Genomic DNA, 24565 nt, shown 5'->3' on the forward strand with positions numbered 1-24565 from the left:
GACACTTAAGAGCCGCTTTATAACAAGGGCTCTAAAAAGCTGTCAAGGAAGCCCCCCAGGCTAATGGGTACTAATGCGTGCTAATTCTTTCCTTAGAGTCAGACTCGCGTTTTTCATCCTTTGCAACTATCTCTGGAGCCACATCCGGCAAGGGCTCCGGCGCGTATTGCAGCGCAATTTGGAGGACTTCGTCAATCCATTTAACTGGCTTAATTTGCAGATCCTGCTTGATATTGTCAGGAATTTCCTTCAAATCGCGCACATTCTCTTCTGGAATGATGACGGTCTTGATTCCACCACGATGTGCTGCAAGAAGTTTCTCTTTCAAACCACCGATAGCCAACACCTGACCACGCAGGGTGATTTCCCCGGTCATAGCCACATCAGCCCGCACCGGAATACCGGTCAGTGCAGAAACCAGGGCCGTGCACATGCCTACGCCAGCGCTAGGGCCGTCTTTCGGGGTCGCCCCTTCCGGCATATGGATATGGGTGTCGCGCTTCTCGTGGAAGTCCAGGGGGATTCCCAGGCTCTTCGCACGGCTGCGCACCACCGTCAGTGCCGCGGTGATCGATTCGACCATCACGTCGCCCAGCGAACCGGTCTTGATCAACTGACCTTTGCCAGGTACCACGGCGGCTTCGATGGTCAGTAGCTCGCCACCGACCTGGGTCCAGGCCAGGCCCGTTACCTGACCGATCTGATCCTGTTGCTCGGCCAGGCCGTAGCGGAATTTGCGCACGCCGAGGAAGTGCTCCAGCAGGTCGGAAGTGACCTTCACCGAGAAGCGTTTTTCCAGCGCATGCTCCTTCACCGCCTTGCGGCAAACCTTGGCGATCTGGCGTTCCAGCCCACGGACACCGGCTTCGCGGGTGTAGTAGCGGATGATGTCGCGAATCGCTTCTTCGTCGAACTCCAGCTCGCCTTTCTTCAGGCCGTTGGCCTGGATCTGCTTCGGCGACAGGTATTTGACCGCGATGTTGATCTTCTCGTCCTCGGTGTAACCCGGCAGACGAATCACCTCCATCCGGTCCAGCAACGCTGGCGGAATATTCATCGAGTTGGAGGTGCAAAGGAACATCACATCGGAGAGGTCGTAATCGACTTCCAGATAGTGGTCGTTGAAGTTGTGGTTCTGCTCGGGATCGAGCACTTCGAGCAATGCCGAAGCCGGATCGCCGCGCATATCGCTGCCCATCTTGTCGATTTCATCGAGCAGGAACAGCGGGTTGCGAACGCCCACCTTTGTCATCTTTTGAATCAATCTTCCCGGCATCGAACCAATATAGGTACGACGATGGCCGCGAATTTCCGCTTCATCGCGCACGCCGCCAAGGGCCATGCGTACGAATTTACGGTTAGTGGCGTGAGCAATCGACTCTGCCAGGGAGGTTTTACCGACCCCTGGAGGTCCGACCAGGCACAGTACCGGACCACGAATCTTCTTCACGCGCTTTTGCACGGCGAGGTATTCGAGAATCCGCTCTTTGACTTCTTCCAGGCCATAGTGGTCGGCGTCGAGGATGTCTTCGGCACGCGCCAGGTCCAGGCGAACCTTGCTTTGGGCCTTCCAGGGCACCTGAACCAGCCAGTCGATGTACGAACGCACCACTGTGGCTTCAGCCGACATCGGCGACATTTGCTTGAGCTTGTTCAGCTCGGCCTGGGCCTTGGCCAGGGCATCCTTTGGCAAGCCGGCGGCGTCGATGCGCTTTTTCAGCTCTTCGACTTCGTTGTGACCTTCGTCACCGTCGCCCAGCTCTTTCTGAATGGCCTTCATCTGCTCATTCAGGTAGTACTCGCGCTGGCTGCGCTCCATTTGCTTCTTCACGCGACCGCGAATGCGCTTCTCGACCTGCAACAGATCGATTTCCGCATCCAGCAACGCCAGCACGTGTTCGACACGCGCCGACAGGTCGATGATTTCGAGAATTTCCTGCTTTTGCTCGATCTTCAGCGCCATATGGGCGGCCATGGTATCTACCAGGCGGCTCGGCTCATCGATGCTGTTGAGGGACGACAGCACTTCGGCGGGGACTTTCTTGCCCAACTGCACGTACTGCTCGAACTGGGACAGCAGACTGCGGACAAAGACTTCCGACTCGCGCTCAGGAGCGTCCACCTCGTCAATCAGGGAGACTTCGGCACGGCAGTGGCCATCCACTTCGCTGAAACGCTCCACAGCGCCCCGCTGCTCGCCCTCGACCAGTACTTTGACAGTGCCGTCGGGCAACTTGAGCAATTGCAGAACAGTGGCAATGGTACCTACGCGATAGAGTGCATCTTCACCGGGATCATCATCAGCAGGATTTTTCTGAGCCAACAGAAGAATCTGCTTGTCGCCCGTCATCGCGGCCTCGAGGGCTTCGATAGACTTCTCGCGCCCCACGAACAGCGGGATAACCATGTGCGGATAAACCACGACATCACGCAATGGCAGGAGAGGCAATTCGATGGTTGTCTTCATGATTTCGCCTCTACGGCGGCCATAAGGCCGTAAACAGATGGAAGTAAGCTTGAAACCAAGATGGGGGCTGCCTCGAAAAAAAACAAGCTCAAAGACAGTACTTTAAAGGCAGTAAAAGCAAAGGGGCCCGAAGGCCCCTTCTGTCAAACCAGCAGTCCGGCGCTTAAGCGTCCGGGGCTGCCTTGGCAGTCGGCTCACTGTTTTCATAGATATACAGTGGCTTGGACTTACCCTCTATAACGCTTTCATCGATCACTACTTTACTCACCTCGGACTGCGAGGGGATCTCATACATAGTGTCGAGCAACACGCCTTCGAGAATCGAACGCAATCCGCGAGCACCGGTCTTGCGCTCAAGCGCACGCTTGGCGACCGACTTGAGGGCATCGGTACGGAACTCCAGATCGACGCCCTCCATCTCGAACAGCTTGGCATACTGCTTGGTCAAGGCGTTCTTCGGCTCGGTGAGGATCTGGATCAGCGCTGCTTCATCCAACTCGTCCAGGGTTGCCAGAACCGGCAGACGACCCACGAACTCCGGAATCAGGCCGAACTTGACCAGATCGTCCGGTTCGACTTCACGCAGGGATTCGCCGACCTTCTTACCCTCTTCCTTGCTGCGTACTTCGGCATTGAAGCCGATGCCGCCGCGAGTCGAACGGTTCTGAATAACCTTTTCCAGACCCGAGAACGCACCACCGCAGATGAACAGGATGTTGCGTGTATCGACCTGCAGGAACTCTTGCTGCGGATGCTTGCGCCCACCTTGAGGCGGAACGGAAGCCACAGTACCTTCGATCAGTTTCAACAGGGCCTGCTGCACGCCTTCACCCGAAACGTCACGGGTAATCGAAGGGTTGTCAGACTTGCGGGAAATCTTGTCGATTTCATCGATATAGACGATGCCCATTTGAGCTTTCTCTACATCGTAATCGCACTTCTGCAGCAGTTTCTGAATGATGTTCTCGACGTCCTCACCCACATAACCGGCTTCGGTCAGGGTGGTGGCGTCGGCAATGGTGAACGGTACATTCAACAGGCGCGCCAGGGTCTCTGCCAACAGAGTCTTGCCCGAACCTGTAGGGCCGATCAGCAAGATGTTGCTCTTGCCCAGTTCGACCTCGTCATTCTTCTTGTCACGCTGGTTGAGGCGTTTGTAGTGGTTGTATACCGCTACTGCCAGAACCTTTTTCGCACGTTCCTGACCAATCACATACTGATCAAGGATGCCGCTGATTTCTTTAGGCGAAGGCAATTTATGCGCGCTGCTTTCGGCCTGTGCTTCCTGCACCTCCTCACGGATGATGTCATTGCACAGGTCGACGCACTCGTCGCAGATAAAGACCGAGGGGCCGGCAATCAATTTGCGTACTTCATGCTGGCTTTTGCCACAGAAGGAGCAATAAAGCAGTTTGCCGTTGTCCTCGCCGTTGCGGGTGTCAGTCATTCGATCGATCCAAATCCGATAGGCTTGCAACACAAGATGAAGGCAATTGCGGGCTTTTTCAAGCCCACAGGTGGCCGGTTAAACCAACCACCTACATTTGAGTTGCTTAGGCAGGCATTTGACGCTTGGTGATCACGGAGTCAATCAGGCCGTATTCAGCCGCACGCTCTGCGCTCATGAAGTTGTCGCGCTCGGTGTCGCGCTCGATGGTCTCGAGGCTCTGACCGGTGTGATGAGCCAGCAGCGAGTTCAGACGCGAACGGATGTGCAGGATTTCCTTGGCATGGATGTCGATATCCGATGCCTGACCCTGGAAACCGCCCAATGGCTGGTGAATCATCATCCGCGAGTTAGGCAGGCAATGACGCTTGCCCGCTGCGCCACCGGCGAGCAGGAAGGCCCCCATGCTGCAGGCCTGGCCGATGCAGATGGTGGAAACGTCCGGCTTGATGAATTGCATGGTGTCGTAGATCGACATGCCTGCTGTCACCGAACCGCCTGGCGAGTTGATATAGAGATGGATGTCCTTGTCCGGGTTTTCCGCTTCAAGGAAGAGCAATTGTGCCGCGACCAGGTTGGCCATGTAGTCTTCTACCGGGCCAATCAGGAAGATCACCCGCTCCTTGAGGAGGCGCGAGTAGATGTCATAGGCGCGTTCGCCACGGGCGGACTGCTCGATAACCATCGGGACCAGGCCGCCTGCGGCCTGGATGTCAGAGCTCTGCTGATAATAAGAATTGCGGGACATGTCCTGCAGTCACTCCCAAATAGTCATGTCTTGAATACGCATAAGCCAGCGCGAAGGCTGGCTTATGGTGTGTATTTTCGAACGAGTAAAAAATCAGTCGGCTTGTGGTGCTTCTACCGGCTTGACCGCTTCTTCGTAAGAGACCGATTTGTCGGTCACGCTAGCTTTCTGCAGAACAGTATCCACAACTTGTTCTTCCAGCACAACCGAACGGACTTCGTTCAGTTGCTGCTCGTTCTTGTAGTACCAGGACACGACCTGCTCTGGCTCTTGGTAAGCAGAAGCCATTTCCTGAATCAGCTCACGCACGCGGGCTTCGTCAGGCTTGAGGTCGAATTGCTTGACCACTTCGGCCACGATCAGACCCAGTACAACGCGACGCTTGGCTTGCTCTTCGAACAGCTCCGCCGGCAGTTGATCAGGCTTGATGTTGCCACCGAACTGTTGAACGGCCTGAACGCGCAGACGGTTCACTTCGTTGTCCAGCAGAGCCTTAGGCACTTCGATCGGGTTGGCAGCCAGCAGGCCGTCCATTACCTGGTTCTTGACCTTGGACTTGATGGCCTGACGCAGTTCGCGCTCCATGTTCTTGCGAACTTCGGCGCGGAAACCTTCCAGACCGGCTTCTTTGATACCAAATTGAGCGAAGAACTCTTCGGTCAGCTCTGGCAGCTTAGGCTCGGAAACGGTGTTGACGGTGACAGTGAACTCGGCGGCTTTGTTAGCCAGGTCAAGGTTCTGGTAGTTCTCTGGGAAAGTCAGGTTCAGAACACGCTCTTCACCCGCTTTGGCGCCGACCAGGCCTTCTTCGAAGCCTGGGATCATGCGGCCGGAACCCAGCACCAGCTGAGTACCCTTGGCGGAACCGCCAGCGAACACTTCACCGTCGACCTTGCCGACGAAATCGATGTTCAGTTGGTCTTCGTTCTGGGCGGCGCGGTCGGCCACTTCGAAGCGAATGTTCTGCTTGCGCAGGATTTCCAGCATGTTGTCCAGGTCGGCATCAGCCACGTCAGCGCTCAGGCGCTCAACAGCGATGGACTCGAAACCAGCAACGGTGAACTCAGGGAACACTTCGAAGGTTGCAACGTATTCCAGATCCTTGCCCTTCTCCAGAACCTTTGGCTCAACCGAAGGAGCGCCAGCCGGGTTCAGCTTCTGCTCGACAACAGCTTCGTAGAAGGAAGCCTGGATCACGTCGCCCACAGCTTCTTGACGCGCATCAGCTTCATAACGCTGACGGATCACGCTCATTGGGACTTTGCCAGGACGGAAGCCTGGAATCTTGGCCTTTTGGGCAGTCTGCTGCAGACGCTTGTTGACCTGTGTCTCGATGCGCTCAGCCGGCACGGTGATGCTCATGCGGCGCTCAAGAGCAGAAGTATTTTCAACAGAAACTTGCATGGATATTCCTCGTTGCACAGACGTTAGCCGGCCGTTTCCGACCCCAGAATCAAGGGCATGCATTCTAGTGGGTCAAACTCAAGAAGTCACCCTACTGAAAACGGGTAAAAAAACAGCTGGCGATTTAAAGGCGGGGACCAACGGTTGAGCCGCGCCCTGAGAGCAAATACAGCGAATCAAACCAGGGCCTCTGCACCCGTGCTTCTATATATAGAAGGAACGGCGCGTCACACCCCGGATGACCGGACCAAACCACAGCCCGACCGGTAAACCTTCAGCATTCCAGCGACAAAAGGACGAGTGTTTCGTCGCCTCCCCGGCCCACCACCTGCGACCTGCTGGAAATACAGACTTCTGAAACGAAAACGGCGCAGCCCTTTTCAGGTGCTGCGCCGTTATCTGCTATATAAATAGCTACTTAATTGGTGCGGACGAAGAGACTCGAACTCTTACACCTTGCGGCGCTGGAACCTAAATCCAGTGTGTCTACCAATTCCACCACGTCCGCGTATCAAGCTTTTAAAGCAAAGGCGCCAGACTATTAATCTGGCGCCTTTCGGAATATGGGGTGGACGATGGGGATCGAACCCACGACAACAGGAGTCACAATCCTGTGCTCTACCAACTGAGCTACGCCCACCATATTGCGTTGTTGCGTTACCTGTGCCAAAGCTGCCTAATGGCGCACCCGGCAGGACTCGAACCTGCGACCATCCGCTTAGAAGGCGGATGCTCTATCCAGCTGAGCTACGGGCGCCTTATTAATCTGTATTCTTTAATGATTACAAACTAAGTGCTTTCAGTCGTTACGAGTTAAACATCAACTCTGCCCGACCTTCTTAACCAGTGCTAGGCTGTGCCCGACAAGTGCGACGAATGTTATAGACGAGCCGTTAGGTCGTCAACTCTTTTTTGAAAAAAATTCATTTAATTAAAGGAGTTAGGGGAATTTGCAGACCAAGCGCCTTTGCCCTCACGTCCTGGCATGCGAGAATGCGTTCTCTTTTTCTCTCCCTCTCGATGGTTAATCACGCGTCATGACTGCACAACTAATCGACGGCAAAGCGATCGCCGCTAGCCTGCGCCAGCAGATCGCCAAACGTGTCGCCGAGCGTCGCCAGCAAGGCCTGCGTACTCCAGGCCTCGCGGTGATCCTGGTCGGCAGCGACCCGGCCTCTCAGGTTTATGTCTCGCACAAGCGTAAAGACTGCGAAGAGGTCGGCTTTCTTTCACAAGCCTATGACTTACCTTCTGACACCACTCAAGAAGCACTGGCCGGCCTGATCGACCGCCTCAACGATGACCCGAACATCGATGGCGTCCTGCTGCAACTGCCACTGCCCGAACACCTCGATGCCTCCAAGCTGCTGGAGCGCATCCGCCCGGATAAAGACGTGGATGGTTTCCATCCTTATAACGTCGGCCGCCTGGCCCAACGTATCCCTCTGCTACGCCCATGCACGCCGAAAGGCATCATGACCCTGCTGGAAAGCACCGGTGCCGATCTGTACGGCATGGATGCGGTAGTAGTCGGTGCGTCTAACATCGTCGGGCGCCCGATGGCGATGGAGCTGCTGCTCGCCGGCTGCACCGTTACCGTTACCCACCGCTTCACCAAGGATCTGGCCGGCCACGTCGGGCGTGCCGACCTGGTGGTCGTGGCCGCCGGCAAGCCGGGCCTGGTCAAGGGTGAGTGGATCAAGGAAGGCGCCATCGTCATCGACGTCGGCATCAACCGCCAGGAAGACGGCAAGCTGGTGGGCGATGTGGTCTACGAGACCGCCCTGCCCCGCGCCGGCTGGATCACCCCGGTACCGGGCGGTGTTGGCCCGATGACTCGCGCCTGCCTGCTGGAAAACACCTTGTATGCGGCAGAAACGCTGCACGACTGACGCTGGGAAATAGCCCGGATAAAAGAACCCCGCCACTGGCGGGGTTCTTTGTTTCTGCTCGCCGAAAGCCTGAAGCGAGTAGCCCCCGCTTGCAGTGACGATCAACTCATCAGAAAGGAGGGAGCCGAACTGATACAAAACTGATACAGGATGAAATTTAATTTACCTGAAGCCCTTTACCTACGGGCGTGTAGCTCTTTCCTGGCACATACTCATAAAATGTAACGTTTTTCTGAAAGCAGCCCGTTGCAGAACGGCATATCCACTTCATGAGTCCGCCCGCGTGAAAATCCGTCTTTCTATCCTGAGCCTATTTTTTGCATTTACAGGCACCTTTATCGCGCAGAGCGCCGTCGCTCGCGAAACCACCGAAGCGCCACGCGACCCCTCCCAACTGCACATCGCCTCCGGCAGCGCCATGCTCCTGGATCTGCAGACCAACAAGGTCATCTATTCCAGCAACCCCGACGTGGTCGTGCCCATCGCTTCGGTGACCAAGCTGATGACCGGTCTGATCGTACTCGACGCCAAACAACCACTGGATGAGTACATTTCCGTGGACATCAGCAACACCCCGGAAATGAAAGGCGTGTTTTCCCGGGTCAAGCTCAAGAGCGAACTCCCGCGCAAAGAGATGCTGCTGATCGCCCTGATGTCGTCGGAAAACCGTGCCGCCGCCAGCCTCGCCCACCACTACCCGGGCGGGTACGCAGCCTTTATTGCCGCCATGAACGCCAAGGCCAAGGCACTGGGCATGACCAGCACGCACTATGTCGAGCCGACCGGCCTGTCGGTCCATAACGTGTCCACCGCCCGCGACCTGAGCAAACTGTTGCTGGCGGCGCGCAAATACCCGCTGCTGAGCGAGCTGAGCACCACCAAGGAAAAGACCGTGGCGTTCCGCAAACCCAACTACACCCTGGGCTTTCGCAACACCGATCACCTGGTCAACAGGGCCAACTGGGACATCAAGCTGACCAAGACCGGCTTTACCGATGAAGCAGGCCACTGCCTGGTACTGGTGACCAGCATGAGCAATCGCCCGGTGGCCCTGGTGATTCTCGACGCCTTTGGCAAATACACGCACTTCGCCGATGCCAGCCGTATCCGCCAGTGGCTGGAAACCGGTAAAAGCGGCTCGGTACCGAATGCCGCCTTGAGCTACAAGGCCGGCAAAAACCTGAAAAGCCGTCAGAGCGGTGTCGCCCAAACTGCCGAATAGAACCCGGCAGACACAAAAAAGGCTGCAGATCCGTCGATCGCAGCCAGTTCAAAGGACGGCGCCCAAGGGCGCCGTCAGCGTTTCTGCAACCTCAGTTCGCGCTCAACGCCTTGGTCGCCCGTGCCGCCGCGTTCTCCTGCCCGGCCTGGGCCAACTCATCGGCTGCCTTCAACCAACGCTGGCGATCGACCTGGGCTGGCACCTGGGTCGGCCCCTGAATCAACACCGCCCAGTGCCCCGCACTGCTCCAGGCCGACTCGAACTTGGCAAAGTCCATCAACAGACGACGATTCATTCCCGCTCGCAGCAGCACCGTCTGTTTATGCCGGTTATAGCCCGCTAGCACGGCATAACGAGGTTCGGCCCAGAACGCCGAACCTTCGGTGTAACGCACCATCACCGGGTATCCGGCGGCAACCTGAGTCAGCAGCGCCGATAAATTGTCGTCCAGCGGATAGACCACCATCCCGTACTCACGCGCCAGGGTCAGCATGTTCTGCTGCAACTTCGCCTCGGCGCCTGGCAGATGCAGCGGCTTGTCCAGCAGACCTGGGGTGATCGCGATGCCTTGCTGGGACAGCATGCTGGCCAGGGTGCCCGGGCCGCTCTGATAGGTTTCGCCGCGGAAAAACGGCACGCCGTTGAGTTCCACCCGCTCGGGCAGGCGCTGAATCTCCGGCTGCACGCTGCTGGCGCAACCGGCCAGCGTCAGGGCGCAAGCGCCCGCCAACAACAGTGTTCGAAATCGCAGAAACATCCGTTCCATCATGACTCTCTTGTGCAGACGCCAAGCCAGGAGCCCCGGCCGAAACGCTGATCATAGGGCGCCGCGATGCAGGGGTATAGCGTTAAGCCGCGGTAATTTGCGCCCCATAGAGCAAAGCGGTCGATGACACTCGACTATTGGTCAATGGCTTGAAACACATCCGCGACTAGACTGTCCATTGCGAAGAGTGTGTGCCCTGGACAGGGCAACAAGGAGGCATGCATGAGCCTGACAACGACAATCCTGATGCTGATCGGCGGCTGGCTGGCCGTTGCCGCTGCCATGCTCTGGGGTGTCTTGCGGATCGTTCGCCGGCACCATCATCCGCGTTTGCCGACTCCCGCGGCGAAAACCGCAAAACCGTCCCGGCATCATGCCACCGCGCACTGACTGGCACTTTTTTTCTGCCCAATAAAAAACGGCGGCCTGTGTCCTTGAACACAGGCCGCCGTCGGTTATTGCCGTAAATCAGGCTTCGACTTCCGCCTCCGCCGCCACCCGCTTCTGCCGGGCACGACGAGCCAGCATGTTCAGCCCCTCGATGGCCGCCGAGAAGGCCATGGCCGCGTACACATAACCTTTTGGCACATGGGCACCGAAACCTTCGGCGATCAGGGTCATGCCGATCATGATCAGGAAGCCCAGGGCCAGCATGACCACCGTCGGGTTGTCATTGATGAACTTGGCCAGAGGCTCGGCCGCCAGCAACATCACCAGTACCGACACCACCACCGCGATGATCATGATCGGCAAGTGCTCGGTCATGCCGACCGCGGTGATGATGCTGTCGATGGAGAACACCATGTCCAGCATCAGGATCTGGCCGATCGCCGCGGCGAACCCCAAGGACACGCCAGCGGTCTCGCTTTTGCTGTCCTGTGGTTCCGGGTCCATGCTGTGATGGATTTCCGTGGTGGCCTTCCACAGCAGGAACAGGCCGCCGGCAATCAGGATCATGTCCTTCCAGGAAAAGACCTGGCCGAAGACATCAATCACTGGCTCGGTCAGTTGCACAATGAAGGCGATGGTGCTGAGCAGTGCCAGACGCAGGATCAGGGCCATGCCGATACCGATCCGCCGGGCCTTGGCCCGGTGCTGCTCGGGCAGCTTGTTGGTCAGGATCGAAATGAAGATCAGGTTATCGATGCCGAGCACGATTTCCATGACCACCAGGGTTGCCAGGGCGACCCAGGCGGTGGGGCTGGCGGCGAGTTGTAAAAGGTATTCCATGGCTCAGTCCTGAGTCGGGGGTATGGGAGATCAGATTTCCTGGGACGACGAGGTGGCTTCTTTGGCCTCGTCAGCCGGCTTTTCCTGCTTGCTGATCAAGCCTTGGGTCGCGTCGCTGATCGCCTGTTCGGCGGCCTTGTGCGTGTCGTCGATCGCCTGCTTGGCGTTTTCCGCGGCCTTGCCCAACAGCTGCTGCGCGCTTTTTTCCGCCTGCTCGCAACCGGCAAGGGTGATCAACGACAACGCCAGCAACGATGCGGCGATGGATTTATAGGTCATTGCGCTTTCCTCGTTAGAACGGACCGGGCCGAGATGATGGCCCGTCAATAGCGAGGCATTCTATGGACCCGAACACTTCAGGAAAATTCGTATTTTTAACAGCTATACTTCGATTTTTACGAATCAAAGCCAGCCATGCTCAACTATCGCCAACTGCACTACTTCTGGGTCGTCGCCAAGACCGGCAGCATCGTCCGGGCCTGCGAGCAACTGAACCTGACCCCACAAACCATCAGCGGCCAGATCACCCTGCTCGAACAAACCTATGGCATCGAGTTGTTTCGCCGGGTCGGCCGGCAACTGGAACTGACCGAAGCCGGGCGCCAGACCCTGCCCTACGCCGAGCAGATGTTCCAGCTCGGCGGCGAGCTGGAAGCCATGTTCCAGGCCCAGCCCAACGAACAGCAGATCCTGTTTCGGGTCGGCGTGGCCGATGTGGTGCCCAAATCGATCGTCTACCGCCTGATCGCCCCGACCATGGAGCTGAACGAACCGATCCGCATCACCTGCCGCGAGGACAAACTCGAACGCCTGCTGGCCGACCTGGCCATCCAGCGCCTGGACCTGGTGATTTCCGACAGCCCCATGCCTTCGCACCTGGATATCAAGGGCTACAGCCAGAAACTCGGCGAATGCGGCATCAGTTTTTTCGCCACCGAAGAACTGGCCGAGCGCTATGGAACGAACTTTCCCCATAGCCTGCATGGCGCTCCGCTGCTGATTCCCGGGCAGGAAACCGTGGTGCGCAGCCGGCTGCTGCGCTGGCTGGCCGAGCAGCAGATACAACCCAGGATCATCGGTGAGTTCGACGACAGCGCCTTGATGCAGGCATTCGGCCAGTCGGGCAGCGGGATCTTTATCAGCCCCAGCGTGATCGCCGACGAAGTGCGGCGCCAATACGGCGTGCAACTGATCGGCCAGACCGATGCGGTCAGCGAGTCGTTCTACGCCATTTCAGTCGAACGAAAAGTCAAGCACCCCGGCATCGTGGCGATCACCGAAGGCGCCCGCCGCGAGCTGTTCACCGCCATGGGCGCTTGAGGAGAGTCAGGCGCAGCTGGCCTGTGGCTTGAGGGTCATCAACAGCAGGGCCAGCAGGATCGACACCAGGATAAAACCGGCGGCGGCGAACCCCAGGCTGCCAAGCCCCAGGGTGTCGATCACTCGGCCGCCGACCATGGCGCCCAGGCCGATGCCCAGGTTGGCTCCGGCGATGTTCAGCGAAGCGGCAAACGCCGGCGCCTGGGGCGCAGCCTTGATCAGGCGGACATGGCTGACCAGAAACAGCGCCGCCTGGGTCACGCCCCAGATGCCCATGGCCGCGGCCAGGCCCAGCGGCGAGTGGATGCTCGGCACCAGCGCCACCATGCCGCCGATCATCAAGGCGCAGAAGCCCATGGAGGCCAGCAACGGATGGCGGTCCACCGCGCGGCCGCCCAGCGAGTTGCCGATCAGCCCCACCGCGCCGAAGCCCATCAGGCACCAACCGACCAGCGTGCCGTTGAAACCGGCCAGGCGCTCGAGGATATCCGCCAGGTAGGTGTAGGCGGTGAACATGCCGCTGAACACCAGGATCGACAGCAGCACATGCCCCTGCATCAAGGGGCTGCGCAGGATGCCGAACTGCGAGCGCAGGCTGGCCTGCTCGTTGTGCACGCGGGTCTGCGGCAGGTAGACATACAGCAGCAACGCCTTGGCAAAGGCCACCAGCGCCAGGATGCCGAACGCGGCGCGCCAGCCGAAGGCATCGGAAATCAGCGTACCCACCGGAATGCCGAACACCGTGGCGCAGACGATGCCGAAGCCGATCTTGGCGATGGCCCGCCCGGCGTAGTCGGGGCCGACGATGTCCACCGCGGTTTCGCTGGCCAAAGCCCAGAACACCGGCAAGCCCAGCGCCGGGATCAACCGCGCCACCGCCATCACCCAGATATTCGGCGCCAGCGCCGCCAGGGTGTTGGCCAGGCCGAACATCACCAGCACCGAAATGAACAGGCGCTTGCGCTGGAAGCGGGCAAAGTAGGCCGTCAGGAACGGTCCGAACGCCGCCACGGTGAAGGCGAACAAGGTCACCAGCAGGCCGGCCTGCGGCACGCTGACCGCAAGGTCCCGGGCAATCGAAGGCAGCAGGCCGACAATGATGAACTCCGTCGTCAGCACGGTAAAACCGGCGGCTGACAACAGCAGAATGGGCAACAGCATGGAAAACTCCGGAAACGACGACATCAGCGATGGCCTGGTGGCCCGCTGACTGGAGATGAGAAGAGGATGGCGAATCCTAACAGAATGTGTCCGCCCGTGTCTGGGGGCAGCGGCGAAAAAACCGCAGGCTACTCTGAAGGCTCAGGTGGCAGATCGTCACATCCGTGGGCGAACCCCGTGTGATAAAGTCCGCCCCCTGCCGCAACACCCCGTACCTTCAGCAACTCATCAGCACGGCGTCCCACGTCGACGCACGGCATATTAAAAAAATCAGAGATACCGCTATGACTGCTTCGCCCCCGTCGCTCCTGGAAAAACTCAAACGCACCAGCCTGGTCACGCAGATCGTCATTGGCCTGATCGCCGGTATCGCCCTGGCGCTGCTGGCCCCCGAACTGGCGAAGTCCACCGCCTTTATCGGCAAGGTCTTTGTCTCGGCACTGAAAGCCGTCGCGCCGATCCTGGTGTTCGTGCTGGTGATGGCCTCCATCGCCAACCACAAGCACGGCCAGGAAACCCATATCCGCCCGATCCTCTGGCTCTACCTGCTGGGCACTTTCGCCGCGGCGGTGGTGGCGGTGATCGCCAGCAGCCTGTTCCCCTCCTCCCTGGTGCTGAGCACCCATGATGTCGCCATCTCCGCCCCCGGCGGCATCAGCGAAGTCCTGCAAAGCCTGCTGCTGAGCGTGGTGGACAACCCGGTCAGCGCGCTGATGAACGCCAACTTCATCGGCATCCTGGCCTGGGCCATCGGCATGGGCGTGGCCATCCGCCATGCCGGCGTCACCACCCGCACCGTGCTGGACGACCTGTCCAACGGCGTGACCCTGATCGTCCGAGTGGTGATCCGCTTCGCCCCCCTGGGCATCTTCGGCCTGGTGGCTTCGACCCTGGCCACCTCCGGCTTCGGCGCCCTGCTCGGTTATATGCACCTGCTGGCGGTACTGATTGGCTGCATGCTGTTCGTCGCGCTGGTGATGAACCCGCTGATCGTGTTCTGGAAGATCCGCCGCAACCCGTTCCCGCTGGTGCTCATGTGCCTGCGCGAAAGCGGCATCACCGCCTTCTTCACCCGCAGCTCGGCGGCCAACATTCCGGTCAACCTGGAGCTGAGCAAGCGCCTGGGCCTGCATGAAGACACCTATTCGGTGTCGATCCCGCTGGGCGCCACCATCAACATGGCCGGTGCCGCCATCACCATCACCGTGCTGAGCCTGGCGGCCGTGCATACCCTGGGTATCGCCGTCGACCTGCCCACCGCCGTGCTGCTCAGCGTGGTCGCCGCCATCTGTGCCTGTGGCGCTTCCGGCGTGGCCGGCGGTTCGCTGCTGTTGATTCCGCTGGCCTGCAGCCTGTTCGGCATCCCCAGCGAAATCGCCATGCAGGTGGTCGCCGTCGGCTTCATCATCGGCGTGCTGCAGGACTCGGCGGAAACCGCGCTGAACTCCTCCACCGATGTGCTCTTCACCGCCGCCGCATGCATGGCCCAGGAAGAGAAGGTCCGCCAGACCGCCTGATCCTGCACGAATAGCGCGCACTAAAAAGCCCGGCAAGGCTCGCACCTTGCCGGGCTTTTTTATGGGCTTGGCCCCCAACTACATCAGAAAGCGCCCATGTAGTCGCGCTTGCCGATTTCCACGCCATTGTGGCGCAGGATCGCGTAGGTGGTGGTGACGTGGAAGAAGAACTGCGGCAGGCCGTAGGTCAGCAGGTACGACTGGCCGCTGAAGCGCTTCTCTTTCGGGGTGCCCGGACGTGTGACGATCTCGATGCCTTCCTTGCCATCGATCTGCGCTGGCTGGATGCCGTCGATAAAGGCCAGGACCTTGGCCAGCAGCGCCTGCAGCTCGGCAAAGGTGGTTTCGGTGTCGTCGTATTTCGGCAGCTCGACTTCGGCCAGGCGAGCGGAAACGCCCTTGGCGAAATCGACGGCGATCTGCACCTGGCGGATCAGCGGGAACATGTCCGGGTACAGGCGCGCCTGGAGGAAGGCATTCGGGTCGATGTTCTTGGCGGTGGCGTGGGCTTCGGCCTTGTTCAGGACATCGCTCAGGGCGTTGAGCATTTGCTTGAAGACAGGAACGGAGGCGGCGTACAGGGAAATAGTCATGGTGATCTCGACAGGCTGATGGAAAAAAGCACAAACAAAGGTGGCGCGATTATAGACCTGCTTGGGTGCCGCCGGCGGCTTGTCTTTTATCCAGCAAGGATTAGGCTAGTCGCCTTCGACAGCATAGGGAACGCGCGATGAGCATCGAGCAAGAAACCTCCAGCGAGCAATTGCAACTGAGCAGCACCGAACTGCGCATTCTCGGATCGCTGATCGAGAAGCAGGCCACCAGCCCGGAAACCTATCCGCTGACCCTCAATGCCCTGGTCATCGCCTGCAACCAGAAAACCAGCCGCGAACCGGTGATGAACCTCACCCAGGGCCAGGTCGGCCAGAGCCTGCGCGCCCTGGAAAACCGCGGCTTCGCCCGCCTGGTGATGGGCAGCCGCGCCGACCGCTGGGAGCATCGCCTGGACAAGGCGCTGGAGCTGGTACCAGCACAGGTGGCCCTGGCCGGACTGCTGTTCTTGCGCGGTCCGCAGACCGTCAACGAACTGCTGACCCGCAGCGGCCGCATGCACGACTTCGAAGACAGCGAACAGGTGGTGCACCAACTGGAACGCCTGATCGCCCGTGGCCTGGCGCTGCTGATTCCGCGCCAGGCCGGGCAGCGCGAAGATCGCTACATGCATGCCCTGGGCGACCCGGCGGATATCGAAGCGATCCTCGCCGCCCGGCAGAACCCGGTGGAACGCGGCTCGGCCAGCGGCGTATCGGCGGAGCGCATCGAAGAGCTGGAAGCGCGCATCGCCGCCCTCGAAGAACGCCTGGCGAAACTCGAAGGCTGATCCCCGCTCCTGCGGCAGCGCCTTATAGTCGCTGCCGCAGGCTGCGATCGCCGACGCAGTCGGGGTAAAGCCTCAGAAGACTTCCCGCTACTCCCCGTCCCAGTAATCCACCCCGTCCGCATGCCGCGCCACCGCGACGAATCCCGAGGCGTTGCCCTCATCGTCGATCTTGAAGTCCTTCATCACCACATATTTGCCGGAGTCCGGGTATTCGCAGATGTCCGGCGCTTCCTGGGTACTGACCGCCAGGTAGCGCAATTCGCCCTGGCTGGTGTTGATGATCTGGTGCGCGCTGTCCATATCGCCCGGCGGGCAGGCGATCACATCGCCGGCGCGGATGGCAAAACGCTCGGCGCCGAGGCGGATCTCGCCCTCGCCGGTGACTATGTAGAACATCTCTTCGTTGACGCGATGGTTATGGAAGGGGCTGGCACGCATCCCCGGGCCCAGGGCAATCAGCCGGTAGCCGAGCTTCTGGGCGCCCAGTTGCTGGCCGATGCGGGCGATGCGCTGGACATAACGGCCGGCGGTCTCGCCGGTGGGGCTCAGGGCTTCAGGCAGCGGCTGAAGGTCCGCCTGATCCAGATTGAGAATGGCAGGTGGCATACAGACCTCGATCACGGTGGCAGGGAACAGGGGCAAGTCTGAGCTTGCTGGCGACCAGTATAGGCAGGGCTTTGCGCCCCACGGACCTGCCCCGATCCCGCCGTCGATCAGGCCCGTGCGAAAGCCACCGCCTGCTGGAACTGCTCGGCGCTGGGGCGCACACCGGTGTACAGCACGAACTGCTCCAGGGCCTGGATGGCGATCACTTCCAGGCCGGTGATCACCTGCTTGCCCTCCATCCGGGCGCGCAGGATCAGCGGGGTTTCCGCCGGAACCGCCACCACGTCGAACACCGTGCGCGCAGCCTCGATCGCCTCGACCGGGAACGCCAGCTGGTCGGCCTCCGGACCGCCGCTCATGCCGATCGGGGTGACGTTGATCAGCATCTGCGGGCGCAATTCGCCCAGCTCCGCCTGCCAGGCATAGCCCAAGGAGTCGGCGAGGGCCTGCCCGGCTTGGGCATTGCGGGCAACTATCAGGCCATCGCGGTAGCCACCATCGCGCAAGGCACTGGCCACCGCCTTGGCCATGCCGCCGCTGCCGCGCAGGGCAAAGCGGGTGTCCTTAGGAATCCGGTGGCGCTCGAGCAACTGGGCGACGGCGATGTAGTCGGTGTTGTAGGCCTTGAGGTGGCCATTGGTGTTGACGATGGTGTTGATCGACTGGATGGCGCTGGCCGAGGCGTCCAGTTCGTCCACCAGGGCAATGCAGGCTTCCTTGAACGGCATGGACACGCCACAGCCACGAATGCCCAGGGCGCGGATCCCGCCGACGGCGCCTGGCAGGTCCTGGCTGCTGAAGGCCTTGTAGTAGAAGTTCAAGCCCAGCTGTTCATACAAGTGATTGTGAAAGCGCAAGCCGAAATTCCCCGGACGCCCTGACAGCGACATACACAATTGGGTGTCTTTGTTGGGGTTCATCTGCATGTTGATCTCCTTGGAACGCACTTTCGGATAGACGGGATTAGCCAGTCATCGGGTTCTGCCCGATCATATCGACGTGCCTGAAAGACGGGCCTGCCGCCCACGGACGAGGGTCAATAAACCGGTACAGACCTTACACAAAATTTACCCGGCGGCTGTGCAGTTTTTCAGAAAAAAGCGGTCTTAGAAGTATCCCCGCGACAGTCCTCGCGTCTATTGCAGACCGAGCGCCGGGGTCGGAACCGAGGAATAGCCATGATGCGTAAAATCCCCAAGATAGCCTTGCTCATTGGTGCACTTGCTGTCGCCGGTCAAGCGTCCGCCCACGGTGGCGGTGGTTGGGGTGGCCCGGCGGTAGTCGGTGCGGTGGTCGGCGCCGCGGTAGTGGGTTCGGTGATCGCCAGCCACAGCCGCCCGGTCTACGTGCAACAGCCAGTCTACGTCCAGCCGCAGCCGGTCTATGCCGCGCCGCCACCGGTCTACTACCAGCCACAGCCGGTGTACGTGGAAGGCCCGCCGGTCTATTACCGCCCGGCCCCGGTGTACTACGGCCCACCTCGTGGCTACTACGGCCCGCCCCGCCATTACTACTATGGCCCCGGCCGCTGGTAAGCCAGGCGACCACACACCTACAGGCCCCGCCTTCGCCAGCGGGGCCTGTTGCGTTTTGCCAAACGTCTGAATAAATCTTGCAAAGGTCGTTGCTGGAACAGTTTTTGCGATTCAATCCGGCAATAGTGTTGTCCAACGGCAGCCCGTGCAGGCGAGCCCACGACTGTCATATTTATGTCATGCCAGGTCCGCAAGATCGGATCTGTCCACAAAACAGCCCCATAACAACAAGGACGACTCCCATGCCGACACAGAACCCCCATCACTCCCCCACCCTGGGTACCGCGAGCAAGGTGTACAGCGCCCTGACCGAACTCAAGCACCTGGAAGGCCACCGCAGCGCCAAGTTCCTGGCCTTGCTGGCCGAGCACCTGGTGCGCAAGGGCCTGCTGCACGACCCGGAAGTGGTCTACATGCTTGATCAGGTCGTCGACTGATCGGGCTGGCGCTTTTTTCGCCGGTATCGATGTCCACTATCGAGCGCGGTGATTTTTCGTAGCACCTGCCGGTCCGTAAGGTAACTCCACAGATTGATGGAGGTACTTATGCCCAAGGTTCAGATCATGTCCGTTATCGGTAGCGCCGTTCCCACCTCGCTCAGGGAACTGGGGTTGCTGGCGTGTTGGTACCTGGTGCGCGACGGCGAGCCGGTCAGCGGCCCGCTCACTTCGCTGACCGCCGCCCAGGCCCTGTCGCAAAAGATCGAGCAGCGCGTCCTGCATGCCTAAGGCAACGGCAGCTGTGGCCGCGGCCGGGTATCGACGAACAGGCCCCAGCTGGAGATGAACAGCGCGGCGATCAATGGCCCGATGACAAAGCCGTTCAGGCCGAAGATCGCCAGGCCCCCCAGGGTCGAAATCAGAATCAGGTAATCCGGCATCCTGGTGTCCTTGCCCACCAGGATCGGGCGCAGCACGTTGTCCACCAGGCCGATCACGAACACCCCGTACAAGCCCAGCAGCACCCCTTGCCAGATCGCCCCGCTGAACAGGAAGTACAGGGCCACCGGGCCCCAGACGATCGCCGCGCCCACCGCCGGCAACAACGACAGCAGGGCCATCAGCACCGCCCACAGCAACGGGCTGGGAATCTCCAGAAACCAGAAGATCAACCCGCCCAGCAGCCCCTGGCTGATCGCCACCAGCACGTTACCCTTCACCGTGGCCCGCACCACCCGATTGAACTTGAGCTGCAGCCGGCGTTTCTGGTGCTCGGCCAACGGCACCGCGATGCGCACCTTGCGTACCAGTTCGGGGCCATCGCGCAAAAAGAAGAACAACAGGTACAGCATCACGAAAAAGCTCACCACGAACTTGAAGGTGCCCTGGCCGACGCTGAACGCCTGGGTGGCGAAGAACTGGCTGCCTTGCAGCGCATTCTTGACGATTTTCTCGCGCACGCTCTCCAGCTCACCCAGGCCGAAACGGTCCAGCAGTTGCTGGAAGTACGGCGGCAGGCTGTGCTTGAACCGGTCCAGGTGATCGGCGATGTCCAGCTTGCCGCTTTCGATGCTCTGGTAGAGGTTGGTGCCCTCCTGCACCAGCAAGGTGCTGATGATCGCCACCGGCAGAATGGCGATGACCAGGCAGATGCTCAGGGTGCACAAGGCGGTCAGGTTGCGTGGCCAACCGAACTTGAGTTGCAGGCGCCGTTGCAGCGGGTCGAACAGGATGCCGAGAATCACCGCCCAGAACACCGGGCCGTAAAAGGGCAGCAGAAGCCAGATAAAGGCGACGGTCACCAGGGTCAGCAGAAGCAACAGGCTTTTGTGTTGCATGAGGTGCTGGTTCATGTCCGCTCCCCGTCAATAAGGTCCAGGACGCCGCAAAGCGCTCCTACAGCGTTAGTCCGCCGGCGTTCGGCCAAGTGCCCTGTTTTATTCGTCGAGCATAGACCCAGATCAATGCCGCCAACCGGCCCTGGCCTTACCCTCGCGACCTTTTGCCATCGACAATCGCCATGACGCCCCTGACCCGCCCCGAACTGCTCGCCCCCGCCGGCACCCTGAAAAACATGCGCTACGCCTTCGCCTATGGCGCCGACGCGGTGTACGCCGGCCAACCGCGCTACAGCCTGCGGGTGCGCAACAACGAATTCGACCACGCCAACCTGGCCCTCGGCATTCGCGAGGCCCAGGCCCAGGGCAAGCGCTTCTACGTGGTGGTCAACATCGCCCCGCACAACGCCAAGCTCAAGACCTTCCTCAAGGACCTGGAGCCGGTGATCGCCATGGCCCCGGACGCGCTGATCATGTCCGACCCGGGGCTGATCATGCTGGTGCGCCGGCACTTCCCGCAGATGCCGATCCACCTGTCGGTGCAGGCCAATACGGTGAACTGGGCCAGCGTCGAGTTCTGGCAGCAACAGGGCCTGAGCCGGATCATCCTGTCCCGCGAGCTGTCCCTGGAAGAGATCGAGGAAATCCGCCAGCAAGTGCCGGCCATGGAGCTCGAGGTATTCGTCCACGGCGCGCTGTGCATGGCCTATTCCGGGCGCTGCCTGCTGTCGGGGTATATGAACAAGCGCGACGCCAACCAGGGCACCTGCACCAATGCCTGCCGCTGGAAATACCAGGCCGAGGCAGCCACGGAGAATACCGTCGGCGAGATCGTCCGGCAGTTCCAGCCGGAACCGACCCTGGGCCTGGGCGCGCCGACCGACCAGGTGTTCCTGCTGCGCGAGGCCAATCGCCCGGACGAAGCGATGCCGGCCTTCGAGGACGAGCACGGCACCTACATCATGAACGCCAAGGATCTGCGCGCGGTGCAGCATGTCGAGCGCCTGACGCGCATGGGCGTGCACTCATTGAAGATCGAGGGCCGCACCAAGTCGCACTTCTATTGCGCCCGCACCACCCAGGTCTATCGCCGGGCCATCGACGACGCGGTGGCCGGCCGCGAGTTCGACCGCAGCCTGATGAACGACCTGGAGTCCCTGGCCCAGCGTGGCTACACCGAAGGTTTCCTGCGCCGCCACGTGCACGACGAGTACCAGAACTACCAGAACGGCAGCTCGGTATCGGAACGCCAGCAGTTCGTCGGCGAACTCACCGGCGAACGCCGCGACCGGCTGGCGGAAGTGAAGGTGAAGAACCGCTTTGCCCTGGGCGACCATATGGAACTGATGACCCCCAAGGGCAACTTCCACTTCGACCTGCACCAGTTGCAGAATGTGCGCGGCGAGCCGATCGAGGTCGCGCCGGGGGACGGACACACCGTGTACCTGCCGATCCCGGACGCGGTGGATCTGCGTTTTGCCTTGTTGATGCGCGATGTGACGGCGAACAGCGCGGTGTAATCCTGATTGAGGTGGCGTCGCTGATGACGCCATCGCGGGCAAGCCGGATCGCCGCCCGCTCGCTCCTACACCGCAATAACCCCCCCTGCATCACGTAGGCCCCCTCCCCCAAATCCATCCCAACAGGCTGCGCCGACCGGTGCGGCCAGATATCCGCACGGGCTATTCTGACATTATTATTTTCACAATATTGATTTATGAAATAATACATGTCATTTATAGCCACACCAAAATCACCAGGACCGAAGCACGCCAGACCGGACGGCTTGTACCCGTACCACCCCAACGCCCCTCCAAGGAGTCAACAATATGAACAAGACAGAACTTCTAGGTGCTCTGGCGCTGTGCGCCGCAAGCTTCCTGGCCCATGCCGACGAAGACCGCCTGCGTATCGGCATCGAAGCCGCCTACCCGCCCTTTTCCTTCAAGACGCCGGAGGGCAACGTCAGTGGTTTCGACTACGACATCGGCAACGCCTTGTGCGCAGAGATGAAGGTGAAATGCGAGTGGGTCATCCAGGAATTCGACGGCATGATCCCGTCGCTCAAGGTGCGCAAGATCGATGCCGTGCTGTCGTCGATGTCGATCACCGAGGACCGGATGAAGTCGGTCGACTTCAGCAAAAAGTACTACCACACGCCGGGCAAGTTCGCGATGAAGGCCGGCAACGTGATCAACGACCCGGTGCAGGACCTCAAGGGCAAGAAAGTCGGCGTGCAACGCTCCTCGACCTACGACCGTTTCGCCACCGAGCAACTGGCCAACGCCGGGATCGAGGTGGTGCGCTACGCCTCGCAGAACGAAGCCTTCCTCGACCTCGCCTCGGGCCGTCTGGACGCCACCCTCGCCGACATCGTCAACACCGACGAGAGCTTTATCAAGACCGCGGCAGGCAAGGGTTTCGCCCTGGTCGGGCCGGACATCAGCGACCCGAACTATTTCGGCAGGGGCGCCGGGATCGCCGTGCGCAAGGGCGATAGCGCCAATGCCGCGCGCCTCAATGCGGCCATCGACGCCATCCGCGCCAACGGCAAGTACCAGCAGGTAATGGCCCGTTACTTCGCGTTCGATATCTACGGCGAATAAGCCTGACCCAGGGCCCTGGCGCCGGCCCGTTGCCGGTGCCGCGCCCGCCTTGCGCCTCGCGGCGCTCGCTTGAGGAACTTCATCATGCTCCACGGCTACGGATCGAGCATTCTCGATGGCGCCTGGCTGACCATCAACCTGGCGCTGACCTCCATGACCCTGGCCATTGCCCTGGGCCTGGTCGGCGCGGCCTTTCGCCTGTCGCCGCTGAAATGGCTGGCGATGCTGGGCGAAGGGTATACGACCCTGATTCGCGGGATTCCCGACCTGGTGTTGATCCTGCTGATCTTCTACGGCGGCCAGGATCTGGTGAACCGCCTTGTCCTGGCGCTCGGTTACACCCGCTATTTCGACATCAACCCGTTTATCGCCGGCGTCTGCACCATGGGCTTCATTTTTGGCGCCTATCTCTCGGAGACCTTTCGCGGCGCCTTCATGGCGATCCCCAAGGGCCAGGCCGAGGCTGGCGCGGCTTATGGCATGAGTGGCGCCCAAGTGTTCTGGCGGATTCTGGTGCCGCAAATGATTCGCTTCGCCATTCCCGGCTTCACCAACAACTGGCTGGTACTGACCAAGTCCACCGCGCTGATTTCGGTGATCGGCCTGCAGGACATGATGTTCAAGGCCAAGAATGCGGCGGACGCCACCCACGAACCCTTCACCTTCTTTCTCGCCGTGGCGGCGCTTTACCTGCTGCTGACCAGCCTGTCGTTGCTGGTGCTGCGTTATCTGGAAAAACACTACTCGGTCGGCCTCAAAGCCGCCGAACTGTGATTGGGAGCCCCCATGATTCTCGACTACCACCTGATCTGGGAGAACCTGCCGCTGTATTTCGGTGGCGTACTGGTGACCCTCAAAGTGCTGCTGATTTCCCTGGCCTGCGGCCTGCTGCTGGCGGTTCCGTTGGCGCTGATGCGGGTGTCCCGCTCGCCGCTGATCAACTTCCCGGCCTGGCTCTACACCTACGTGATCCGCGGCACGCCGATGCTGGTGCAGCTGTTCCTGATCTACTACGGCCTGGCCCAGTTCGAAGCGGTACGCCAGAGCCTGCTCTGGCCTTACCTCTCCAGCGCCACCTTCTGTGCCTGCCTGGCCTTCGCACTCAACACCGGCGCCTATAGCGCCGAACTGCTGGCCGGCAGCCTGAAGGCCACGGCCCACGGCGAGATCGAGGCCGCCAGGGCCATGGGCATGTCGCGCCTGACCCTGTACCGGCGCATTCTCCTGCCCTCGGCCTTGCGCCGGGCGCTGCCGCAGTACAGCAATGAAGTGCTGATGATGCTGCAAACCACCAGCCTGGCCTCCATCGTCACCCTCGTCGACATCACCGGCGCCGCGCGCACCGTCAGTTCACGCTTCTACCTGCCGTTCGAGGCGTTCATCACCGCCGGGCTCATCTATCTGGTCCTGACTTTCATCCTGGTCCGCCTGTTCAAGCTCGCCGAGCGCCGCTGGCTGGCGTACCTGGCACCGCGCAAGCACTGAG

The 24565-nt window shown here is 60.3% G+C and carries 25 protein-coding genes and 3 tRNA genes; 13 read left to right on the forward strand and 15 right to left on the reverse strand.

All coding sequences use genetic code 11. The features are described from left to right. Positions 1–70: 70 nt before the first annotated feature. From lon to CXQ81_RS21720, 7 genes are all read right to left on the reverse strand, one after another. Positions 71–2467 carry an endopeptidase La gene (gene lon, locus CXQ81_RS21690; RefSeq protein ID WP_009044652.1) on the reverse strand — a complete coding sequence of 799 codons (2397 nt, stop codon included), beginning with the start codon at positions 2465–2467 and terminating at the stop codon, positions 71–73. Between the two features lie 163 nt (positions 2468–2630). After that, positions 2631–3914, reverse strand: coding sequence for an ATP-dependent Clp protease ATP-binding subunit ClpX (gene clpX, locus CXQ81_RS21695; RefSeq protein WP_007927204.1), 1284 nt, complete (start codon positions 3912–3914; stop codon positions 2631–2633). A 106-nt stretch (positions 3915–4020) separates the two neighbouring features. Next, on the reverse strand, positions 4021–4662 hold the full coding sequence (gene clpP / locus CXQ81_RS21700) for an ATP-dependent Clp endopeptidase proteolytic subunit ClpP (RefSeq protein WP_007927205.1): 642 nt from the start codon (positions 4660–4662) through the stop codon (positions 4021–4023). A 93-nt stretch (positions 4663–4755) separates the two neighbouring features. After that, complete coding sequence (tig, locus tag CXQ81_RS21705) at positions 4756–6066, reverse strand: trigger factor (protein ID WP_009044653.1); 1311 nt, start codon at positions 6064–6066, stop codon at positions 4756–4758. A 423-nt stretch (positions 6067–6489) separates the two neighbouring features. Next, positions 6490–6574: transfer RNA gene (locus CXQ81_RS21710), tRNA-Leu, on the reverse strand. Positions 6575–6630: 56 nt separating this feature from the next. Continuing rightward, a tRNA-His gene (locus CXQ81_RS21715) sits at positions 6631–6706 on the reverse strand. A 40-nt stretch (positions 6707–6746) separates the two neighbouring features. Further along, positions 6747–6823 (reverse strand) — tRNA-Arg (locus CXQ81_RS21720). Between the two features lie 280 nt (positions 6824–7103). On the opposite strand from CXQ81_RS21720, the gene folD reads away from it, so the two are divergent. Together folD and pbpG are read left to right on the forward strand one after the other, a co-directional pair. After that, positions 7104–7958 (forward strand): bifunctional methylenetetrahydrofolate dehydrogenase/methenyltetrahydrofolate cyclohydrolase FolD, encoded by an 855-nt coding sequence (folD, locus tag CXQ81_RS21725; RefSeq protein WP_007927213.1) that lies wholly within the window; start codon positions 7104–7106, stop codon positions 7956–7958. Positions 7959–8241: 283 nt separating this feature from the next. Continuing rightward, positions 8242–9180, forward strand: coding sequence for a D-alanyl-D-alanine endopeptidase (gene pbpG / locus CXQ81_RS21730; RefSeq protein ID WP_101338515.1), 939 nt, complete (start codon positions 8242–8244; stop codon positions 9178–9180). 91 nt (positions 9181–9271) lie between these two features. Here pbpG and CXQ81_RS21735 read toward each other — a convergent pair whose 3' ends face one another. Then, positions 9272–9946 carry a PA2778 family cysteine peptidase gene (locus CXQ81_RS21735; RefSeq protein WP_101338516.1) on the reverse strand — a complete coding sequence of 225 codons (675 nt, stop codon included), beginning with the start codon at positions 9944–9946 and terminating at the stop codon, positions 9272–9274. Positions 9947–10168: 222 nt separating this feature from the next. Between CXQ81_RS21735 and CXQ81_RS31280 the strand changes: the two genes are divergently transcribed. Beyond that, a complete protein-coding gene (locus CXQ81_RS31280) occupies positions 10169–10336 on the forward strand; it encodes a hypothetical protein (RefSeq protein WP_007927216.1) in 168 nt (55 codons plus the stop codon). Between the two features lie 78 nt (positions 10337–10414). Here CXQ81_RS31280 and CXQ81_RS21740 read toward each other — a convergent pair whose 3' ends face one another. Both CXQ81_RS21740 and CXQ81_RS21745 read right to left on the reverse strand, forming a co-directional pair. Then, complete coding sequence (locus CXQ81_RS21740; protein ID WP_007927218.1) at positions 10415–11176, reverse strand: TerC family protein; 762 nt, start codon at positions 11174–11176, stop codon at positions 10415–10417. Positions 11177–11206: 30 nt separating this feature from the next. Beyond that, positions 11207–11455, reverse strand: coding sequence for a hypothetical protein (locus tag CXQ81_RS21745; protein WP_009044657.1), 249 nt, complete (start codon positions 11453–11455; stop codon positions 11207–11209). A 135-nt stretch (positions 11456–11590) separates the two neighbouring features. On the opposite strand from CXQ81_RS21745, the gene nhaR reads away from it, so the two are divergent. After that, positions 11591–12496 carry a transcriptional activator NhaR gene (nhaR, locus tag CXQ81_RS21750; RefSeq protein WP_101338517.1) on the forward strand — a complete coding sequence of 302 codons (906 nt, stop codon included), beginning with the start codon at positions 11591–11593 and terminating at the stop codon, positions 12494–12496. A gap of 6 nt (positions 12497–12502) precedes the next feature. Here nhaR and CXQ81_RS21755 read toward each other — a convergent pair whose 3' ends face one another. Then, on the reverse strand, positions 12503–13657 hold the full coding sequence (locus tag CXQ81_RS21755) for an MFS transporter (RefSeq protein WP_007927226.1): 1155 nt from the start codon (positions 13655–13657) through the stop codon (positions 12503–12505). A 284-nt stretch (positions 13658–13941) separates the two neighbouring features. On the opposite strand from CXQ81_RS21755, the gene sstT reads away from it, so the two are divergent. Further along, positions 13942–15174: a serine/threonine transporter SstT gene (sstT, locus tag CXQ81_RS21760; RefSeq protein ID WP_007927227.1), complete on the forward strand. Its 1233-nt coding sequence runs from the start codon at positions 13942–13944 to the stop codon at positions 15172–15174. Positions 15175–15257: 83 nt separating this feature from the next. Here sstT and CXQ81_RS21765 read toward each other — a convergent pair whose 3' ends face one another. Beyond that, positions 15258–15767 (reverse strand): DUF1993 family protein, encoded by a 510-nt coding sequence (locus tag CXQ81_RS21765; RefSeq protein ID WP_007927228.1) that lies wholly within the window; start codon positions 15765–15767, stop codon positions 15258–15260. A 137-nt stretch (positions 15768–15904) separates the two neighbouring features. Here CXQ81_RS21765 and CXQ81_RS21770 point away from each other — a divergent pair, with 137 nt between their 5' ends. Next, positions 15905–16555, forward strand: a complete 651-nt coding sequence (locus tag CXQ81_RS21770; protein WP_101338518.1) for a YceH family protein — start codon at positions 15905–15907, stop codon at positions 16553–16555. Positions 16556–16642: 87 nt separating this feature from the next. Here CXQ81_RS21770 and CXQ81_RS21775 read toward each other — a convergent pair whose 3' ends face one another. Both CXQ81_RS21775 and CXQ81_RS21780 read right to left on the reverse strand, forming a co-directional pair. After that, on the reverse strand, positions 16643–17161 hold the full coding sequence (locus CXQ81_RS21775) for a cupin domain-containing protein (RefSeq protein WP_101338519.1): 519 nt from the start codon (positions 17159–17161) through the stop codon (positions 16643–16645). Between the two features lie 107 nt (positions 17162–17268). Next, on the reverse strand, positions 17269–18087 hold the full coding sequence (locus CXQ81_RS21780) for a shikimate 5-dehydrogenase (protein WP_101338520.1): 819 nt from the start codon (positions 18085–18087) through the stop codon (positions 17269–17271). Positions 18088–18339: 252 nt separating this feature from the next. Here CXQ81_RS21780 and CXQ81_RS21785 point away from each other — a divergent pair, with 252 nt between their 5' ends. The 3 genes from CXQ81_RS21785 (at position 18340) to CXQ81_RS21795 (ending at position 19424) form a co-directional block, all read left to right on the forward strand. After that, on the forward strand, positions 18340–18696 hold the full coding sequence (locus CXQ81_RS21785; protein WP_007927233.1) for a hypothetical protein: 357 nt from the start codon (positions 18340–18342) through the stop codon (positions 18694–18696). A 242-nt stretch (positions 18697–18938) separates the two neighbouring features. Continuing rightward, complete coding sequence (locus CXQ81_RS21790) at positions 18939–19133, forward strand: hypothetical protein (protein ID WP_007927235.1); 195 nt, start codon at positions 18939–18941, stop codon at positions 19131–19133. 108 nt (positions 19134–19241) lie between these two features. After that, on the forward strand, positions 19242–19424 hold the full coding sequence (locus CXQ81_RS21795; protein ID WP_007927236.1) for a hypothetical protein: 183 nt from the start codon (positions 19242–19244) through the stop codon (positions 19422–19424). Here CXQ81_RS21795 and CXQ81_RS21800 read toward each other — a convergent pair. After that, entirely contained in the window at positions 19421–20488 is a 1068-nt protein-coding gene (locus CXQ81_RS21800; protein ID WP_101338521.1) for an AI-2E family transporter, read from the reverse strand. The two genes, CXQ81_RS21795 and CXQ81_RS21800, sit on opposite strands and share 4 nt — an antisense overlap. Positions 20489–20655: 167 nt before the next feature. On the opposite strand from CXQ81_RS21800, the gene yegQ reads away from it, so the two are divergent. The 4 genes from yegQ (at position 20656) to CXQ81_RS21820 (ending at position 24564) form a co-directional block, all read left to right on the forward strand. Further along, positions 20656–21993: a tRNA 5-hydroxyuridine modification protein YegQ gene (yegQ, locus tag CXQ81_RS21805; RefSeq protein ID WP_101338522.1), complete on the forward strand. Its 1338-nt coding sequence runs from the start codon at positions 20656–20658 to the stop codon at positions 21991–21993. A gap of 309 nt (positions 21994–22302) precedes the next feature. After that, entirely contained in the window at positions 22303–23079 is a 777-nt protein-coding gene (locus tag CXQ81_RS21810; RefSeq protein ID WP_007927242.1) for an ABC transporter substrate-binding protein, read from the forward strand. Between the two features lie 84 nt (positions 23080–23163). Then, complete coding sequence (locus CXQ81_RS21815) at positions 23164–23853, forward strand: ABC transporter permease (protein WP_101338523.1); 690 nt, start codon at positions 23164–23166, stop codon at positions 23851–23853. 12 nt (positions 23854–23865) lie between these two features. Then, a complete protein-coding gene (locus CXQ81_RS21820; RefSeq protein WP_007927258.1) occupies positions 23866–24564 on the forward strand; it encodes an ABC transporter permease in 699 nt (232 codons plus the stop codon). Position 24565: the final 1 nt, after the last annotated feature.

Origin of the sequence: Pseudomonas sp. 09C 129, assembly GCF_002843625.1 — a bacterium.
Classification (GTDB): domain Bacteria; phylum Pseudomonadota; class Gammaproteobacteria; order Pseudomonadales; family Pseudomonadaceae; genus Aquipseudomonas; species Aquipseudomonas chlororaphis.